The following is a 17,161-nucleotide window of genomic DNA, read 5'->3' as shown; positions in this document are numbered from 1 at the left end:
CGTAGGTCAGGCGGCCGGATCCTGCGTGGACCGCAGATGGTCGGTGCGTCGGCCCGTGCGCGCACCCGGCGGCACCACCAGCGGGCCCGGGGCGGCGGTGACCTCGGGCGGCTCCCCGGTGCCGCGGCGATGGATCAGCAGCAGCACCACCAGCCCGGCCAGCAGCACCACATGCGATCCCGCGCGGGTCACGGTCATCTCACCGACGATCAGATCGTGGATCACGAAGGCCGTGACCACCGCGGCGAAGCTGCCGAACACCGCGATCAGTCCGCTCACCGCCCGCACCGACAGCGCGCCCCACACCATGCCGACCCCGAGCGCGAAACTCCAGGCCGTACTCTCGTTGAACAGATGGCTGCCGATCTGGTGCCCGGCGTGCACGCCGACACCGCTGCCGGTCAGCTGCGCCACCCCCAGCGCGCACTGCACCGCCCCGATCCCGGCCAGCAGCATGCGCAGCGTCGACAGCGACGGGCCCGGCCGGCGCGGGGTGACGCCGACGAACTCCGCCCGCGCCATGATCGCCTCGGTCAGGTCCGGGGTGGCAGGCGCGGCCCGCATGCGCAGCGTCCGGGTCGCGGTGATCGCCGCGCCGTACCAGTCGCTGCAGGCACAGCACTCCTCGAGATGCCGGTCCACCTGCGCCGACGGGACCGGCTCGGGTTCGTTGTCGATCCGGGCCGACAGCGCCTCCCGGCAGACATCGCAGTTCACGGTGGAGGAGTCGGATGCTCGGCGGGCGAAGTTCCCGGGCGCGGCTGTGGGATGAAACACTTCCCCTCCGATAACGGCGCTCCGCGGCGGGTTGGCTAGGGTGTCCGGCATGGCAGCGGAGTCCAGCGACGATCACATCACTGCGCTCGCCCTGGCCGCGGGACGCGGGGACCAGCGCGCGCTGGAACAGTTCATCCGGTCCACCCAATCGGATGTGTGGCGGTTCATCGCCCACCGCGCCAGCCCCGCCCGCGCCGACGATCTCACCCAGGAAACGTATCTGCGGGCGCTGGGCAGCCTGCGCCGCTTCGAGGCCCGCGCCTCCGCGCGGGCGTGGCTGCTGTCGATCGCCCGCTACGTCTGCGCCGACGAGGTCCGCGCGGCCATGGCCCGCCCCCGCGTCGCCGCCGACGCCGACTGGGAGGCCGCCGCCGACCGCCGCCGCGCCGGAAGTGGCACCGCCGCCATCGAATTCGCCGAACTACGGATCATGCTGGCCGCCCTGCCCGACGACCGCCGCGAGGCCCTGGTCCTCACCCAGCTGCTGGGCCTGTCCTACGAGGAGGCCGCCGAGGTCTGCGGTTGCCCCGTCGGCACCATCCGCTCCCGCGTCGCCCGCGCCCGCGAAGACCTCATCGGCGAGGTGCGCGCGGGCGAAGCCGCGGGAAGCTGACACCGCGCCGAGGGCTGGTACGCGTTTCGCCTTCCCCGATTGAGCGTGGCGCGCGGCCGAACGCCGCACCGGCTCGACGAGCCGGTGCGGCGTTCGGGTCGATCAACTAGGGATGGATATCAGGGCGCGGTTGCCGGAACCGGCATCCTGGTGGCCCGGACGGCGTTGCGGACCTGGTCGCAATCCGCAGGGGTGAGGCCGCCCACGTTGTTGCGCACGTTCGCGTCGCACGCGGCCGACAGGGTGGTGCCCAACCGGGCGTAGCCGGAGTTGGACGTCAGCATCGTCTGCGTGGTCCAGTACACCGCCGCGGCCTTGTCGATGCCGATCGGGGAGACGGTCACGCCGTTGTGGGTGCCGCCGTCGACCATGAGATAGGCGGCCTTGTTGTTCACACCGCTGTTGATGTGGACACCGCCGTTGTCCCCGGTCCCGGTGTACCAGTACTGGCCCCGGTAGGTGTCGGGATCCTGATGGGCGTTCGGATTCTGCATATTGCGGATCACACCCAAGGCACTGCAGGCGCCGAGCTTCCACCGGTTGGCCGGTGTGTTGCACGCGTTGGCAGTGTCTTTCAGGAAGACGAACTCGCCGAAGACATCCGACATGGACTCGTTGATCGCACCGGGCTCGTTGCGGTAGACCAGCCCGCTGGTGTGCTGTGTCACGCCGTGGGTGAACTCATGTCCGACAATGTCTTCGGTGGCCACACCCGCGCCGAAGGCCGCGTAACTGCCGGTCCAGAAGGCGTTGCGGTAGGGGCACTGGCCGGGAGCGCACAGCCGGACGGTGGCGCGCAGCGCTTTGCCGTGGCCATCGTTGGCGGTGGTGCCGATGAGCCCGGTCAGGTCCTTGAGCTGGGTGTAGGTGGCGTAGAACCTGTCGGTGTTACCCATGTAGTCGTAGGCCTGATCGACATCCTGGACACCGACAGGCGGGCGGCCCTCCCAGCGGGTGGGTCGGACGCTGGTGCCACAGCCGGCCTGGTTGGGGTTGATCTGCCGGTTCGCGTTGTCGCACACGACACGGTTGAGATGCTTGGTCTCACTCCAGCTGTCGAGCACCTTGCCGGTGCTGTTGGCATCGACGAACACGGTCCAATGACCGGGGTCGCCGTCCTTGCCGTCGCCCTTGATTTCGACCTTGAATGCCGGGACCGCCACGCTCTGCTCGGCGCCCTTGGCGGTCAGCTTCGGGTCGTACCAGTAGGCCTTGGTCTCGGTGACCGCCAGCTGCTCGGCGGGCGCCTTGCTCTCCTCGGCGATCGCCTTGAGCGCGGTGGCCCCCACCTCGGCGGGCGGGGTCGTCGTCTTGTACTTGCCTTCCGACTTCTGGGTCAGCGAACCGGTCGCCGCCAGCAGCGAGCCGTCGCCGGCCAGCGACTGCGCCACCGAGGCGCCGAAGACCGGTACCGAGTCGATCTCCTGGCGCAGCCGCACCGTGGACCCCTCACCGACCTCGAAGGTCGAGTCCACGACGAGCACGCCGACCGAGTCGGCCGGAGTGAAGACCTTCTTGACGCCTTCGGCATGCGCCTGCGCGGCAGCCGGGGCCTCCGACGGCACTCCCGGCGGAGCCGGAAGCGGCTGCTCGGGCACGGCCAGCAGAACCTCGCCCTGAGGATCCTTCAGCACTTCCTTCGGCGCGGCCGACAGATCCGAGCTGCCCGGTTGCGGTGGCGGAGTCGGTGGATCACCGTATACTCCGGTACTGGTCGCGAAAACCATTGAGACGAAGGCGATTACCGTGAGGGCGGACCGTGCCGTCCTTCTGTGTGTGGCGTTCATACTTCTGAAGGGAAGCATACCCAGGTCCTTGGTTACATCGGTGTACCATTCCTGTTCTGCCACAAGATCTTTCAAATCCTACAGCGCTGTCTGAAGGGAAATATCGCTCATTGAATTGCGGCGCCGCCGAAATGCAGTGAGTGAGAAGAAAAAAGGCCGGCAACCGAGCCGGAAATGGACAAAGGAACCAGATTCGGGAGGCGTCCGGGCCGATTGGTTCAACCCTGCTGGACATCGGCAAGATCGACCCGAAAGTCGGGCAATCAGGATCAAAACCCCTAGGACTCAGCCGATTCCGAAGCGCCCGACCCGACGGCCTCAGCCCACGGCGAGCGTCACCGTGGTGGACCGGGTTCGGGCCGGAAGCTTGGTGGTGTCGATCATGAGGATCTCGCCGGTGTCCTGGGTGCCGGTGGGAAGGGTTTTGGCCTTCAGGGCGAACGGCGGGTGCTCGCCGGTGCTGCCGTCCAAGCCGAAATCGCTGTCGTTGGCGATGTAGAGGGTCTTGCCCGCGTCGGGGGTGGCGACACCCTCGATCTTGTCGTGGCCGAAGAAGGTGCCGTCGGGGGCGAGGCCGTCGAGCAGCCCGGCCAGATCCAGATTCGACCGTTTGCTCACCGGCGTGATCCCCGCGCGCTGCAGGGCGGCGATCCCGTCGGCGGTGGGCACCGCGCCGAGAAAGGCCTCCAGCGGCTTCCCGTCGATCAGCAGGCCGAGCGCCGGATCATAGTGTGCGCCGGGCACAGTCGAGTGCGGGCCGACGTCGGTGGCGCCGGACAGGTCGATCGTCCACAGCTTCTTGTTCGCGGCGGGGGCGAGCTTTCCGTCCCGTTCGTCCACGACGAAGCTGGTGTTGCCGGTCGCGGTGATCTCGGAGACGCCGAGTTTGCTCTTGGGGTCCTCGAGCGGATACACGAACTCCCGCACCGCCTCGGTGGCGAGATCGACGGTGACGATGCGCGTCATCGGCACCTCCCGCGCCGAACCCGCACCGGGCGCCTGCAGACCGCTCTGCATCACCCCGACCAGCGACCGGCCGTCCGGGGTGACGGTGAGGCCCTCCATGCCCTGATTCGGGGTGCGCAGCGACAGCTCCTCGGGCAGGCCGTGTCCCGGCGACAGTCGCTCGATCTCGGTGCCGGTGGCGTCGAAGTGGACCAGCGACGGGCCGTATTCGTCGCTGACCCAGAAGGTTCCGTCCGTCAGCGCGACCAGGCCTTCGGAATCCAGGCCGTGGTCGGTGGGCGGGAGCAGACCGCCGTCGAGGCCGCGCATCGTCTCCCCCGTCGAGGCCGAGGAATCGACCAGGCCATTGAACGGGATGCCCGCGGGGTTCTTCAGCTCCAGGGTCGATTTCAGCACGGCCCGACTGCCGGTGAGTGCGAATCGACCGATCGTGGGCGTGAAATACGGTGTCGGGACGAGCTTTTCGTTCTTGTTCGGGCCATCGGCATTCGGGCCGCGGTCGGTGAGCCCGTAGAATTCGCCGGGCGAACCGGGAACCGGGGCGATGGCCGAGCCGAACCCGCTGCCCTGCACCGTGATTCCGCCGAATCGCCCGAGCGCGGGGATATCGGTGGTGTAGAGCCGCACGGCGTCGGTGGTGGTGACGGTGAGGGCGTCGTCGCCGATGTAGCCGGGCTGCGGGGTGTAGACGACCGCACCGTCGCTGCGGCGTTCGATGCGACCGTGCTGCGGGTTCGCGACCCCCACCACCGCGCTGCCGCCGGCACGGGCGAGCAGATCATCCGGCGCGAGGACCAGTGGCTGACCGGCCGGGGTGCGGAACTGCGCCTCGCTCGCACCCGGCGAACAGGCGGCGGCCGCACACATCACGGCTGCGAGGACGGCGATTCGACGACGATGATCTGTCACGACCGCTGTCTATCGCGCCCAGGCGACACCCGGTCGACCGGAACGTGAACAGCAGGAGCCGGATTGGCCCGTGCTAAATCGTTTGAGGCGTGCTGCGGTGTCCCGCTAACGTCACCCCGCATGACCTCGAACGTGAATGCCGAGGACTGGCTTGCGCTGAACCGGGCCAACTGGGACGAGCGGGCGCCCATCCACGCGGCCGGGCAGTTCTACGATCTGCCCGCCTTCATCGACGGTGCCGAACAGCTGCGCGATTTCGAGCTCGCCGAAGTCGGTGAGGTGCGCGGCAAGCGGCTGGTGCACCTGCAGTGTCATCTCGGCACCGACACCCTGGCGTGGGCTCGCCACGGCGCCACCGTGACCGGTCTGGACTTCTCTCCCGCGGCGGTGGACAGAGCGGCCGAATTGGCCACGCGCATCGGCGTCCGCGACGCGCGGTTCGTCGCGGCCAATGTCTACGACGCGCCCGAAGCCCTCGGCGGGCAGACCTACGACATCGTCTACACCGGCGTCGGGGCACTGTGCTGGCTGCCCGACATCACCCGCTGGGCGCAGATCGCGGCCTCGCTGGTCGCCCCCGGCGGGTTCGTGTACCTGGCGGAGTTCCATCCCTTCGGCGACACCCTCAGCGACGACGACGGCCGCACGGTCGCCTACGACTACTTCGACACCCGGCCGCAGGTCTGGGACGAGGCGGGCACCTACGCCGACCTCGACGCACCGACCACCGCCAACGTCACCGTGCAGTGGCAGCACGGCCTCGGCGACACGATCACCGCCCTGACCGCGGCCGGGCTGCGACTCGAGTTCCTGCACGAACACGACTTCACGCTGTTCCCCCGCTTCCGCACCCTCACCGAAACCGACGGCATCTACCGCCTGCCCTCGGGCCAGCCGCGCGTGCCGCTGATGTACTCGCTGAAAGCCACGAAACCCGCCTGACCGCACGGCCCGGGTCAGCGGGATCGTCAGCCGAACGGCAGGGTGTGCAGTGCGCGGTCGGGAGTGTCGAGGGCGGCGGTGAGCAGCCGTTGGAACCCGGCGGCGTGGAGGTCGAGGTCGGCGACGGTGAACAGCGCGGGATTGCCGCCGACAACCAGATCCGTGACGCCGTCGGCGCGGTCGTAGAAATAGAAGCCGACGTCCTCCTCGACACCCGCGGTGACGTTGTGCACCGTGGCCGGTGTCCCGGCGAACCGCAGGCCGAAATCGAAGGGCATGACATTGGCCAAGGGGCCGTAGGCGCGGTCCTCGTCGAAGCACGGACCCAACTCGCGCCACAGGTCGACACAGCGGTAGCGCAGGTGCGCAGCGCTGTCTCGCAGGAACTGCCCCACCTGCTCGGCGGCGGTGGAAAAGGTGGTGTGCGAGTCGAATTCGGCCCAATAGTAGGCGACGTTGATCACCGTGCACGGCACCCGCACCGCCGGTGTCCCGGCGCGCGCGAGAACCGGCAGGCACAACCGCACCTGCGACTCCCCGGTGACGCGGTGCACGTAGGCGGCCACGGCGGCGATGAGCGCCGGGGCCGACCCACCGCGACGACCACGCAGCCGGGCAGGCAGGGCGGGGTCGAGTTCGGTTGCGGTGCGAGCCATCCGGCCCGTCATCGGCGCGGTGCGGGCACCCACGATCGGCGGCGTCGGCCGGTCACGGTGATAGCGCAGCCAGTAGTCGCGGGCCGCGGCGTAGCCGGGAGCGGCTCGTTCGGTCAGTTCGTGATCCACGACCGCGGCCAGCGAATCGAACCGTGGCGCCGCAGGTTCGCGGCCCTCGACCGCGGCGGTGTACACCTCGGCGGCCCGGCGGGCGACCAGCGCCAGCCCGTATCCGTCGAGCAGGATGTGGTGCACGCGGTGATACCAGCGCACATGGTCGGGCCCCAGCCGCAGGATCGCGTGGGTGAACAGCACATCCTTGTCCAGGCTCACCGCGGTGTCCAGATCGGCCGACATCCACTCCCGGGCCGCCGCCACCGGATCGTCGTGGTCGGACAGGTCCACGATCTGCACGTCCCAGTCCGGGGTCTCCGGCGCCAGGCGCAGCCCGTCGGGGGTCGGGTGGAAGCGCAGATTCAGCACCTCGGTCTCGGCCACGACCCGCCGGATCGCCCGGGCCAGAGCGGGTTCGGAGATCGGGCCGTGCAGCTCGGCGTACTCGGCGACGTTGAACATGGCGGTGACCGGGTCGGGACCGTCCTGCTGGTAGTGCCAGAACTCCTCCTGCGCGGCGGTCGGCCGCTGCTCAGCGCTCGGCATCGAGACGTTCCCACCAGGCCCGCACCGTGGTGCGCTCGATCAGATCCATGAACCCGACCTGTGCGCCCGCGGCCCGCCAGCGTTCCACCAATGCCAGCACCCGCACCGAATCCAGGCCCGCGGCAAGCAGATCCGCGTCGGGATCCAGCTCCTCCGGTCGCAGATACAGCTCGTCCGCGACCGCGGCGCGCACGTCCTCGAAGGTCAACTCGGCCACCCGGCCCTCCTTTCAGCCGATGCGGCGAACACCGCTCGGCCACAACGGCTCACGCAATTCGCGCCGCAGAATCTTGCCGCTCGGATTGCGCGGGATCCGGTCGACGAACTCGAATCGGGCCGGGATCTTGTACCCGGCCAGCCGACCGGTGCAGTGCACGAACAGCTCGCGCGCGCTGACACTCTGCTCGGGCCGCACCGCGACGAAGGCGTGCACCCGCTCACCGAACCGGTCGTCGGGTGCGCCCACCACCGCCACGTCGGCGACCGCGGGATGCCCGGCTATCGCATTCTCCACCTCGGCCGGATAGATGTTCTCCCCCGCCACGATGATCATGTCCTGCAACCGGTCACACAGGAACAGATACCCCTCGTCGTCGAGGTAACCGGCGTCGCCGGTGCGGATCCAGCCGTCGACCAGGGTGGCCGCGGTGGCGTCGGGACGCCGCCAGTACTCGAGCATGTGGCCGGGTGTGCGCAACCAGACCTCCCCCACCCGCCCCGGCGGCAACGGGTCACCGCGCTCGTCGGTGACCCGCACCGCGAAACCGGGATAGGCCCGCCCGGCGGCCTGCAGCCGCGGACTGCCCGGATAGTGCTCACCCGGCGGCAGGCACACCGCGGTATTGCCGGTCTCGGTGAGCCCGTAGATCTGCGCGAATTCACACCCCATCGCCGACATCGCCGCTGCCAGTAGGCTTTCGGAGATCGGCGATCCGCCGTATACCAGTTTGCGCACCGTGGCGAAGGCGTCGCGGTCGGCGCCCGGTTCGGCCAGCATGAGCCGCAGCATCGCCGGAACCACACACACCGTGGTGATGCCGCGCTCGCGGATCAGCCGCACCGCCGTGGTCGCATCGAAACGCGGCATCGCGACCATCGTGGCTCCGGCGGCCAAACCCTGTGCCGCCCACCAGATTCCACCCACATGGAAACCCGGGATCCCGATGAGTCCGATATCGCCGGGCCGCCAATCGATCCACCGCTGCCCCGCCGCGGCCAGTGCCCGCCGCACGGCGAAGAAGCTGCGGTGCGCCAGCACCACCCCTTTGGGCAGGCCCGTGGTTCCGCTGGTGTAGAGCTGGATCAGCGGTGTCTCCGCATCGACTGCCACCTCGGGGGCCTCGGCGGGATGCTGCCGGTACCAGGCTGCGAATTCGCCGGTGCCCACGCTCAGCACACCCGGCAGCTCTCCCAGCCGCTCCCGCAGTTCCGCATCGGCGATCAGCACCGCCGCGCCGGAATCGGCGAGGATGTGCTCGATCTCGGCGGGGGTCAGGCGAAAGTTGATGGGCACCAGCACCGTTGCGCTCTTGGCGCAGCCGAGGAAGGTCGCGTAGTAGTCGACCGACTCCACCCCGAGGAACGCCACCCGCGCCCCGGGCCGCAGCCCGGCCGCATGTAAGGCCCGGGCAATGCGCTCGGCGGCCCGGTCGAGCTCACCGTAGGTCAGGGCGCGGTCGCCGCAGACGACGGCCGGGCGGTCGGGGGCGTGGCCGCGGGCCAGCGTGGCGACGGTGTCCGGTGCGCTCATCGGCCCGCTCCGGTGTCCACGACCACCAGCGGGATAGCGCCGTGACAGCTGCCGCCGCGCTCGTCACCGAACCGGAAGCGGGTGGCCAGCTTGATCCGCGAGCCGCCTTCGGCCGTATAGGTGTCGATGGCGTCGATGCGGAACTCCCCGGTGAACGCGGCCGCCCCGATGGGCCGCTCGAACTCGGTGTGCACCTCGGCGATCAGGATGTCGGGCAGATAGCGGCGGCGGAAATCGGCGACGGTCCAGTCACCGAAGGCCGGGTGCAGGCCGTGGCGCACGATGGTCGCCACCGTCTGATACATCAGCTGGTTGAAGCAGATGATCACCTCGACCGCATTGAGATGGCCGGTGTCATCGATGTAGCAGGGTTCGGCGATGGCGAAATGCCCGGTGCCGACGATGGTTTCGCCGGCGGCGGTGACCGATGCCGAACGCAGGTAGCGGCAGTGCGGTTTGTAGCACTGCTGTACATCGGCCAGGAAATCCGGTTCGACCTCGAAAACGGTAGGGGCCATGGTCATATCAGTGATCCGCAGGGTCGTAGACGGTGACCCGCCAGGACACGGCGGGCTCGGTGGAGTCGCTGTGCACCGCGCGATGCACCAGGCTCAGGTTGTCCCAGATCAGCAGATCACCGACCTCGAACCGCTGCAGGTGCACCGCCGGATGATCGGGGGTGTCGCCGAGTTGCCCGGTGGCGGCGAGCAATTCGGTCAACAGCTCCCGCCGCTCACGGCCCTGCGCGTCGACGACGGTGTCGGTGAACCCTTCGCTCACATGCACCACGCGCTCACCGGTATGCGGATGAGTCAGCACCGTGGGCCGGTGCACCGGCGGTGTGCGGGAGTCGATCTCGGCGAGGATCTCCCCGATCGGCCGATACACGTCGGTCGGGCGGATCTTGAAACAGCGCCGCACCGTGTGCACCGCGGTGGTGTCCTCGGCCGCGGCCCGCAACTGCGGATCCAGGCGCGAATAGGCGGCGGCCAGATCGATGAACAGGGTGCCGCGGTTGGTCGAGGGCACCGCCCGCGGGTAGGTGAGGGTCAGATCGAACGGGCGCGGCATGAACTGATAGTCCGAATGCCAGAACCGCCCGGTGCGGGGCACGCCGATCTGGCGCCCGTCCTGTTCGGCGGTCGCCGAGACGAACACCTCGGGCACCTCCGGGTGGTGATACACCGGCTCGTAATAGGCCTCCGGCGTGCCCAGCGAGCGCCCGAGCGCCAGAAAGCTCGCCGCGTCGTGGTGCTGATCCTTGAGCACCACGATCTTGTGGCGGTACACCGTCTTCTTCAGCAGCTGCACGTCCTCGCCGGATCTCGGATCGAAATCCTCCACGATGACACCCAGACCGGGCTGCGGGCTCGTCCTCACAATCGCTTCCTTCGTGCACGGGGGATGGCGCTCTCGCCGAGGAAGGCAGATTCTGCGCCGGTATCGAATCGGTCGGACGGCGACCGCCGCCGGTTCCCGGCGCCGGGCGAACTGTGAGATGGCCGACAGCCGGGAACCGTGACGGCCGGGCGGCCGACGTCTGTGTACGTGTCACTCGTCCCAACCCTGCGCCGGCGAGCCGCGGCGGCGGTGCTCGCCATCGTCGCGGTGGCGGCGATCGCCGGATGCGGCCGGCCCGCCGCACCGTCCGATTCCGCCGCACCCGCGACCGCCGCGCCGACGGGGTATCCGCTCACTATCGAAAACTGTGGGCACACCCTGCGATTCGACCGGCCGCCGCAGCGGGTGGTGCTGCTCAACGGTGCCTCGGTGGCCGAGGCGGAAAGTTTCGTCACCCTCGGCCTCGCCGACCGCATCGTGGCGAGCAGCCAGTCCTACGGGGTGTCCGATCAGCCCGGGATGGCCGAATCGGTGGCCGCGCTACCCAGCGCCGGGCTGCGCCGCGACGACAGCGGCGAATTCTCCCGCGAACAGATTCTGGCGCTGCATCCGGACCTGGTGATCTCGACCTGGGCGGGCGGCTTCGCCGACCGGACCGGCCCGATCAGCCGAGAAGCCTTGGCGGCCGCGGGAATTCCCGCCTTCGTCACCCCGTCCAACTGTGCGCTCGGTGACCCGGCCGCCGCCGAACCCGCCCAGCAGGCGCTGGCGAAACAGTCGGTCGAATCCTCCTTCGAGCTGCTGCTGACCCTCGGGCGCATCTTCGACGTCCAGCAGAAGGCCGCCGACTACGTCAACGCCCAGCGGGCCCGCATCGCCGCCGTCGACCACCGCGGCGGCGGCACCCGGCCGAACGTGCTGCTGGTCTATCCGGGCATGTCGGCGATGAACAACAACGGGCTGCCCGCGGTGTTCGGCGGCGGCATCTACGACGACATCATCGACCGGGCGGGTGGGCGAAACCCGTTCGCGGGCAAGAGCCCCGGGCAACTCGCCGAACTGAACGCGGAGGCGTTGGCGTCGGCGCCGGTGGATCTGGTGGTGATCGGGCGCTTTCGGCCCGACGAGGATGCCGCGCGGATGGCCGCGGATCTGTTCCGCCGCTTCCCGGGCTGGGCGGCCGCGCGCACCGGGTGCTACATCAGCCTGTCCGACAGCCCGTATCTGGGGCCGTTGAACGCCATCGCTGTCGAGAAGATCGCCGATGCCCTCCGCAGTGGCCGCTGACACCGCCACCGCGCCCCGCTCGTCGGCCGTGGGCCGGGTGCTGTTGCCGATCGGGCTGGCCGTCGCGCTGGCGGCGGCGATGGTGGTGGCGATCGGTGTCGGAACCGTCGCGGTGTCACCGGTCACCGTGGTGCGGGTGGTCACCACCCATGTACTCGGCGGCGGCGCGCTCGCCGATCCGGTCGCCGATCAGATCGTCTGGCAGTTCCGGGCCCCGCGGATCGTGCTCGCGGCCCTGGTCGGCGCCGCGCTCGGGCTGGCCGGTGCCTGCCTGCAGACCCTGGTCCGCAATCAGCTCGCCGATCCGTACCTGTTCGGCGTCACCTCCGGTGCCTCCCTGGGCGCGGTGCTGGCCATGACCGGCAGCGTGTGGCTGGCGGGCACGTTCGGGGTGACCGGCTGTGCGTTCGCGGGGGCGATGGCGAGCCTGGTACTGGTGTTCGCGCTCGCGCAGCGCGGGGGTCGGTTGCGCGGTTCGGATCTGGTGCTGGCCGCGATCGCGGTCTCCTATCTCGGCACCGCGGTCACCAGCTACCTCCAATTGCGTGCCCGCCCTGCGGAATTGCGGGGTGTGATGTTCTGGCTGCTCGGTTCGCTGTCCTCGGCGACCTGGAACCAGCTGGCCGCCCCGGCGCTCGCGCTGGCGGTGGCCGTGGTGGTGCTGCCGGTGCGGGCGCGAGCGATGAACGCCCTGACCCTCGGCGACGACACCGCCGCCGGACTCGGGGTGCATCCGAATCGGTTGCGGCTGTTGCTGTTGGGGGTGTCGGCGCTGTTGACCGCCGCGGCGGTCGCGGTCGCCGGGGGGATCGGGTTCGTCGGGTTGATCGTGCCCAATGCCGCGCGGCTGCTGGTCGGGCCGGACCACCGCCGCAGCCTGCCGGTGGTGGTGCTGGGCGGTGCGCTGTTCCTGGTGCTGGTCGACCTGGCCAGCCGAACGGTGGACCGCCCCAACGAGATTCCGATCGGCATCATCACCGCGGCCCTGGGCGCCCCCGCATTCCTGATCCTGCTGCGGCGGCGGCGAGGAGCGATGCCGTGAGGATCGTCGTCGACGGCGTCGCGGTGACGTTGAGCGGGAATCCGGTGCTGACCGGCGTGGACCTGACCATCGAGCCCGGCTCGTTCACCGGATTGGCCGGGCCCAACGGGTCGGGCAAGAGCACCCTGCTGCGGTGTCTGTACCGGGCGGTGCGGCCCTCGGCGGGAGTGGTGCGCATCGGTCCGGACGAGGTGTGGCGCACCAGCGTTCGCCAGGCCGGGCGGCGCACCGCGGTGGTGGCCCAGGACCACGGCCTCGACCACGGTTTCTCGGTGCTGGAAACCGTTGCCATGGGCCGGATTCCGCATCAGGACCGGTTCGGGCGCGAACGCGAGCACGATCGCGCGGTCGTGCGCGAGGCGCTCGACCGGGTGGGACTGGCCTGGGCCGCCGACCGCACCTTCGCCTCGCTGTCCGGCGGGGAACGCCAGCGCGTGCTGCTGGCGCGGGCCCTCGCTCAGCAGACCCCGGTCCTGCTGCTGGACGAGCTGACCAACCATCTCGACCCCGGCGCCCAACTCGAATTGCTGGCCCTGGTCAAACACTTGGGCCTGACCACCGTCGCCGCCCTGCACGACCTCGATCACGCCCTGGCCCACTGCGACCACCTGATCCTGCTGCACGACGGCCGCGTCGTCGCCACCGGCGCACCGGAGCGAGTCCTCACCCCCGCCCACATGTCCACGGTCTTCGGCATGCGCAGCACCATCGTGCCCCACCCTCTCACCGGCCGCCCCCACCTGGTCACCGCCCTGCCCGACGACGACGGCGTGCCCGCGTCCTAGCGGTCGACCGGCATCGGTGCGCCGTCGGTGATCCGGACGAGTTCGTCGGCGGTGGTGGGGAATACGGTGTGCGGAGTGCCCGCGGCCGCCCACACCTGCGGATAGTCGGCCAGGGCCGTGTCGACGATCGTGGGCAGCGCCCGCGGGTGGCCGAGCGGGGCCACGCCGCCGATCGGCTGTCCGGTGGCCGCCCGCACTTCATCCGCGGTGGCCCGCCGCAACTCGCGATAGCCCCGGCGAGCGGCCAGGGCGGTGGTGTCGACCCGGTGGCGGCCGCTGGTCATGACCAGCACCGGTGCACCGTCGGCGATGAACACGAGACTGTTGGCGATGGCTCCGATCTCGCAGCCCAGCGCGGCGGCCGCCTCGGCCGCCGTCCGTGTCGACTCCGACAGCTTCCGCACCCGGCCCGAAACATGTGCCGATTCCAGCGCGGCCGCCACCTGTCGGCTGCGCTCGGGCAGGCGCTTGTCGTCTGTCACGGTCATCGAAACCCCTCTCACCGGTGTTCTGTATACGGAACGTTCTGTTTATGGAACAATAGGTGCGGTCGAGGCATCGACGCAAACGAATTCGAGGTCGAGGAGAAGTGGTGTGGAACTGACGGCCCAGGTCGGCGCGCGGCTCCGTGCGCTGCGCGAGGCTCGGGGGATGTCGTTGTCCGAACTGGCCCGCACCTCCGAAATCGGCAAGGGCACGCTCTCCGAACTCGAAAGCGGTAGGCGCAACCCGACTCTGGAAACGCTCTACGCCCTCACCACCGCATTGCACGTGCCGCTGAGCACGGTACTGACCGCCGCGGCGGCACATCCGGGTATCTCGGGACAGGCCGTGGACGCGGTTCTGCTCGACCGGTTCGACGGCAGCGACGCGGTCACCGAGACCTACCGCATCCGCATCCGGGCCGGAGCCCGCCAGGAATCCACCGCCCACGCCCCCGGCACCGTCGAATACGTGCTCGTCCTCAGCGGCACAGCCCGATTCGGCAACCTCACCGCCCCCCGGCTGCTCGGCCCGGGAATGCACGCCCGCTGCCCCGCCGACATCCCCCACCTCTACGAGGCCGTCTCGACCGACGTCGATGCCCTGCTGTCGGTGCGCTACCCGGCCTGAATCGAGTGGTGAGCATCGCTGGCCGACGATGGCGTTCGACGATCAGGGGTGGGTGTGTGGTGGCGAGTCGTGCAGGGCCGCAACGAGATCGCCGACCTGCTGGGGCGGGGGTGAGTATCCCGGAAAATACACGCAGACTCGATCGGCCACGGCGCCGAAGCGCTGGTGAATCTGGACAGCGCACTGTTCGGGCGTGCCGCGCACGGCGATCGTCGACAGCAGTGTGTCGTCGATCAGGTCGGTCATCCGGTCTACGGCACCGCGTTTGGACAGTTCGTTGAGCCGGGGCTGCAGGTCGGGACGGCCCTCGGTGTCCAGCACGCGCGCGTAGGCCGGGGTGGAGCCGTAGAAGGCGAGCAGGCGGCGCACCCCGGCGTCGGCCTGTGCGCGTTCGGCGGGGGTGCGAGCGATCGCGGCTATCACCTCGGGGATGACGGCGAACTCGGCGAGGTCGCGGCGGCTGCGCTCCAGTCCCCGCCCGACCGCCGGCATCGTGTGCTCGCGGAAGTGGCGGGCGGTGTTGAACGGCAGCACCAGCAGTCCGTCGGCGACCTCGGCGGCGGTGCGGATCATGAGCGGGCCCAGCCCGCCCATCAGCACCGGCGGAATGCCCGCCGGATTGGGGCCGGGGTTGAAGGTGGGAGGCATGAGAGTGTGGCGGGTGAACTCGCCCCGGAAGTTCAACGGGGCACCGGTCTGCCACGCCGACAGAATGGCCTTGACCGCCGACACGAACTCCCCCATCCGGGCCGCGGGCCGTGACCAGGTTGCCCCGTAACGGTTTTCGATATGCGGCCGGATCTGCGAACCGAGCCCGAGCCGGAACCGGCCCCCGCTGAGCAACTGCAGATCGTAGGCGGTGTGGGCGACATGCATCGGACTGCGCGGAAACGCGATCGCCACATTGGTCATGATGTCGAGCGGCACCGCGGGCGCCACAGCGGCCAACGACACGAACACATCGTGCGGCCCCTCGAAGGTGAACACCCCGTCCACCCCCAGCCCGGCCAACTCCCGCGCCCGCCCGATCACCTCATCCGGCCGCCCGTCCAACTGAATATCGACCCGCATCCCACACCCATCCTTCACGTCCCCCGCTACGAAACCATCCTTCCCCGGCACTGAGCTGCCGCCGGTTCCACCCACCGGGACCGGGCACCGGTCAGGTCCCGGCGAGGGGTGTGGTGTGACCGTCGAACAGTGGTGGGAGGGGGCGAGTGTGGACGAGGTGGAGGCGCTGGGTGGCACGGGTGAGCGCGACGTAGAGGTCGGCAGGGTTGCGGGAGAGGATGGCCTGGGGTTCGACCACGACGACGACGTACAGCAGATAGGCGACCCGGTGCAGCGCCACCGCCGTCTTCCCCGTGCCGGGCCCGCCCTCGATCACCACGATGCCGGTATGCGGCAGCCGGATGATCTCGTCCTGCTCGGCACGGATGGTGGCGACGATATCGCGCATCGTCTGCTCGCGCGGTGCGTCCAGCGCCGCCAACAATGCCGCATCGGCGTCACCACCGTCCCCGGCCGACGACAAATCCAGGACATCGTCGTGAAATCCGGTGACCACCCGGCCGCGGTTGCGGAAATGCCGTCGCCGCACCACTCCCTCGGGGCGGGCGGGTGTCGCGGTATAGAACGGCCGCGCGGCGGGCGCACGCCAATCCAGCAGCAACGGCTCGAAATCGTCGTCCTCGTCGAACAATCCGATCCGGCCGATATACTCCGGCCGCTCACCGGTTCGATCCAACCGCCCGAAACACAACCCGTGCTCCGCGGCGCGATACCCGTCGACCCTGGTCGTCAGGGTGTGAACCGACACCTCGCGCTGCCACCGCTGCTCCGGACCGACCGCGTCACGCTTCGAGACTCGCTGCGCGGGCACCGAAAAGCCGGAGGCACCGGAAGGCCCGGCGGCGAAAACCGGTGGCGGCCCGGAGCCGGCCGTTGCTACGGTTGCCGCCGCGCGACCCCGCGCACCGACATTGCCTGTGGGAAGGATGATTTATGACCCGGAACGCGCCGAGCGCGCCTCACCGCGTGGACCCCCAACACCTCCACGCCCCGACCGACGACCGTCGCTGACCCACCGAGGCCCGCTCGGCCTGCTCCTGCTGCCTGCACGACGCTCTCGGCAAAGGAGTAAACCGGGTGTCCGACAACACCTCTCACAACCCCGGCCCCGCACTGCGGACCGCCACCTTCACCTGCATGCGCTGCGGGCTCACCGTGAGCACGCTCGCACCGGACGGCAACCGGCGCAACCACTGCCCCAGTTGCCTGCACTCGCGCCACACCGTCGACCACGTCGACGGCGGACCGTCCGACTGCCAGGCCCGCATGGCACCGCTGTCGATCGCCGTGCTCCGCACCGGCGATTGGGCCCTGGTCCACCGCTGCACCCGCTGCCGCGAACTGGCGCTGCACCCGGCCTGCGGCGACGACAACCAGCTGATCCTCATGCGGCTGGCGGTCCGCCCACTGGCCGAACCACCCTTCCCGCTCGAAGTGTTCGGCGACCTGTAGGGGGCGGGCT

Annotated in this window: 17 protein-coding genes and 1 pseudogene; 7 read left to right on the top strand and 11 right to left on the bottom strand. The window is 69.7% G+C overall.

The features are described 5' to 3' along the window. Positions 1 to 6 precede the first annotated feature (6 nt). Positions 7 to 777 (bottom strand): zf-HC2 domain-containing protein, encoded by a 771-nt coding sequence (locus tag IU452_RS07480; protein ID WP_195108137.1) that lies wholly within the window; start codon positions 775 to 777, stop codon positions 7 to 9. A 49-nt stretch (positions 778 to 826) separates the two neighbouring features. On the opposite strand from IU452_RS07480, the gene IU452_RS07475 reads away from it, so the two are divergent. Then, on the top strand, positions 827 to 1,390 hold the full coding sequence (locus IU452_RS07475) for a sigma-70 family RNA polymerase sigma factor (protein ID WP_195108136.1): 564 nt from the start codon (positions 827 to 829) through the stop codon (positions 1,388 to 1,390). 119 nt (positions 1,391 to 1,509) lie between these two features. On the opposite strand, the gene IU452_RS07470 is transcribed toward IU452_RS07475, so the two are convergent. Together IU452_RS07470 and IU452_RS07465 are read right to left on the bottom strand one after the other, a co-directional pair. Beyond that, complete coding sequence (locus tag IU452_RS07470) at positions 1,510 to 3,024, bottom strand: M4 family metallopeptidase (protein ID WP_195108135.1); 1,515 nt, start codon at positions 3,022 to 3,024, stop codon at positions 1,510 to 1,512. Positions 3,025 to 3,495: 471 nt separating this feature from the next. Continuing rightward, entirely contained in the window at positions 3,496 to 5,052 is a 1,557-nt protein-coding gene (locus IU452_RS07465; protein ID WP_324192485.1) for an esterase-like activity of phytase family protein, read from the bottom strand. A gap of 120 nt (positions 5,053 to 5,172) precedes the next feature. Between IU452_RS07465 and IU452_RS07460 the strand changes: the two genes are divergently transcribed. Next, positions 5,173 to 5,994 (top strand): class I SAM-dependent methyltransferase, encoded by an 822-nt coding sequence (locus tag IU452_RS07460; protein ID WP_195108134.1) that lies wholly within the window; start codon positions 5,173 to 5,175, stop codon positions 5,992 to 5,994. 26 nt (positions 5,995 to 6,020) lie between these two features. Here the strand turns inward: IU452_RS07460 and IU452_RS07455 are convergent, their stop codons facing one another. Genes IU452_RS07455 through IU452_RS07435 form a run of 5 tightly spaced genes read right to left on the bottom strand, consistent with a single transcriptional unit; the run spans position 6,021 to position 10,440 of the window. Then, positions 6,021 to 7,310 (bottom strand): condensation domain-containing protein, encoded by a 1,290-nt coding sequence (locus IU452_RS07455; protein WP_195108133.1) that lies wholly within the window; start codon positions 7,308 to 7,310, stop codon positions 6,021 to 6,023. Further along, positions 7,297 to 7,527: a phosphopantetheine-binding protein gene (locus IU452_RS07450; protein WP_195108132.1), complete on the bottom strand. Its 231-nt coding sequence runs from the start codon at positions 7,525 to 7,527 to the stop codon at positions 7,297 to 7,299. The genes IU452_RS07455 and IU452_RS07450 overlap by 14 nt, the downstream gene beginning before the upstream one ends. Before the next feature lie 12 nt (positions 7,528 to 7,539). Next, positions 7,540 to 9,060, bottom strand: a complete 1,521-nt coding sequence (locus IU452_RS07445) for a long-chain-fatty-acid--CoA ligase (protein ID WP_195108131.1) — start codon at positions 9,058 to 9,060, stop codon at positions 7,540 to 7,542. Further along, positions 9,057 to 9,584, bottom strand: coding sequence for an FcoT family thioesterase (locus IU452_RS07440; RefSeq protein ID WP_228816716.1), 528 nt, complete (start codon positions 9,582 to 9,584; stop codon positions 9,057 to 9,059). The genes IU452_RS07445 and IU452_RS07440 overlap by 4 nt, the downstream gene beginning before the upstream one ends. A 1-nt stretch (position 9,585) precedes the next feature. Continuing rightward, entirely contained in the window at positions 9,586 to 10,440 is an 855-nt protein-coding gene (locus tag IU452_RS07435; protein ID WP_195108130.1) for a TauD/TfdA dioxygenase family protein, read from the bottom strand. A 168-nt stretch (positions 10,441 to 10,608) separates the two neighbouring features. Between IU452_RS07435 and IU452_RS07430 the strand changes: the two genes are divergently transcribed. Genes IU452_RS07430 through IU452_RS07420 form a run of 3 tightly spaced genes read left to right on the top strand, consistent with a single transcriptional unit; the run spans position 10,609 to position 13,515 of the window. Beyond that, a complete protein-coding gene (locus tag IU452_RS07430) occupies positions 10,609 to 11,688 on the top strand; it encodes an ABC transporter substrate-binding protein (protein ID WP_324192484.1) in 1,080 nt (359 codons plus the stop codon). After that, entirely contained in the window at positions 11,666 to 12,730 is a 1,065-nt protein-coding gene (locus IU452_RS07425; RefSeq protein ID WP_195108129.1) for a FecCD family ABC transporter permease, read from the top strand. Before IU452_RS07430 ends, IU452_RS07425 begins: the two co-directional genes overlap by 23 nt. After that, positions 12,727 to 13,515, top strand: a complete 789-nt coding sequence (locus IU452_RS07420) for an ABC transporter ATP-binding protein (RefSeq protein WP_195108128.1) — start codon at positions 12,727 to 12,729, stop codon at positions 13,513 to 13,515. The genes IU452_RS07425 and IU452_RS07420 overlap by 4 nt, the downstream gene beginning before the upstream one ends. Here the strand turns inward: IU452_RS07420 and IU452_RS07415 are convergent. Further along, positions 13,512 to 14,003, bottom strand: a complete 492-nt coding sequence (locus IU452_RS07415) for a YbaK/EbsC family protein (protein ID WP_195108127.1) — start codon at positions 14,001 to 14,003, stop codon at positions 13,512 to 13,514. The genes IU452_RS07420 and IU452_RS07415 overlap by 4 nt on opposite strands. A 106-nt stretch (positions 14,004 to 14,109) precedes the next feature. On the opposite strand from IU452_RS07415, the gene IU452_RS07410 reads away from it, so the two are divergent. Next, positions 14,110 to 14,628, top strand: a complete 519-nt coding sequence (locus IU452_RS07410) for a helix-turn-helix domain-containing protein (protein ID WP_195108126.1) — start codon at positions 14,110 to 14,112, stop codon at positions 14,626 to 14,628. A 42-nt stretch (positions 14,629 to 14,670) separates the two neighbouring features. Here IU452_RS07410 and IU452_RS07405 read toward each other — a convergent pair whose 3' ends face one another. Further along, entirely contained in the window at positions 14,671 to 15,699 is a 1,029-nt protein-coding gene (locus IU452_RS07405) for a TIGR03617 family F420-dependent LLM class oxidoreductase (protein WP_195108125.1), read from the bottom strand. 220 nt (positions 15,700 to 15,919) lie between these two features. Next, a pseudogene (locus IU452_RS07400) lies at positions 15,920 to 16,456 on the bottom strand (UvrD-helicase domain-containing protein); the annotation flags it as partial. Positions 16,457 to 16,776: 320 nt separating this feature from the next. Between IU452_RS07400 and IU452_RS07395 the strand changes: the two are divergent. Further along, complete coding sequence (locus tag IU452_RS07395; protein WP_324192483.1) at positions 16,777 to 17,151, top strand: RNHCP domain-containing protein; 375 nt, start codon at positions 16,777 to 16,779, stop codon at positions 17,149 to 17,151. The last annotated feature ends 10 nt before the right edge of the window (positions 17,152 to 17,161 follow it).

Origin of the sequence: Nocardia transvalensis, from assembly GCF_015477765.1 — a bacterium.
Classification (GTDB): Bacteria; Actinomycetota; Actinomycetes; order Mycobacteriales; family Mycobacteriaceae; genus Nocardia; species Nocardia transvalensis_A.
Note: the sequence above shows the minus strand (reverse complement) of the source record. Positions and strands in the feature narration are given on the sequence as shown.

Bases quoted from the DNA above. Each gene is read 5' to 3' on its own strand.
- IU452_RS07475 (WP_195108136.1), top strand. From the start codon at position 827: ATGGCAGCGGAGTCCAGCGACGATCACATCACTGCGCTCGCCCTGGCC.
- IU452_RS07460 (WP_195108134.1), top strand. From the start codon at position 5,173: ATGACCTCGAACGTGAATGCCGAGGACTGGCTTGCGCTGAACCGGGCC.
- IU452_RS07455 (WP_195108133.1), bottom strand. From the start codon at position 7,310: ATGCCGAGCGCTGAGCAGCGGCCGACCGCCGCGCAGGAGGAGTTCTGG.
- IU452_RS07445 (WP_195108131.1), bottom strand. From the start codon at position 9,060: ATGAGCGCACCGGACACCGTCGCCACGCTGGCCCGCGGCCACGCCCCC.
- IU452_RS07440 (WP_228816716.1), bottom strand. From the start codon at position 9,584: ATGACCATGGCCCCTACCGTTTTCGAGGTCGAACCGGATTTCCTGGCC.
- IU452_RS07425 (WP_195108129.1), top strand. From the start codon at position 11,666: ATGCCCTCCGCAGTGGCCGCTGACACCGCCACCGCGCCCCGCTCGTCG.
- IU452_RS07415 (WP_195108127.1), bottom strand. From the start codon at position 14,003: ATGACCGTGACAGACGACAAGCGCCTGCCCGAGCGCAGCCGACAGGTG.
- IU452_RS07405 (WP_195108125.1), bottom strand. From the start codon at position 15,699: ATGCGGGTCGATATTCAGTTGGACGGGCGGCCGGATGAGGTGATCGGG.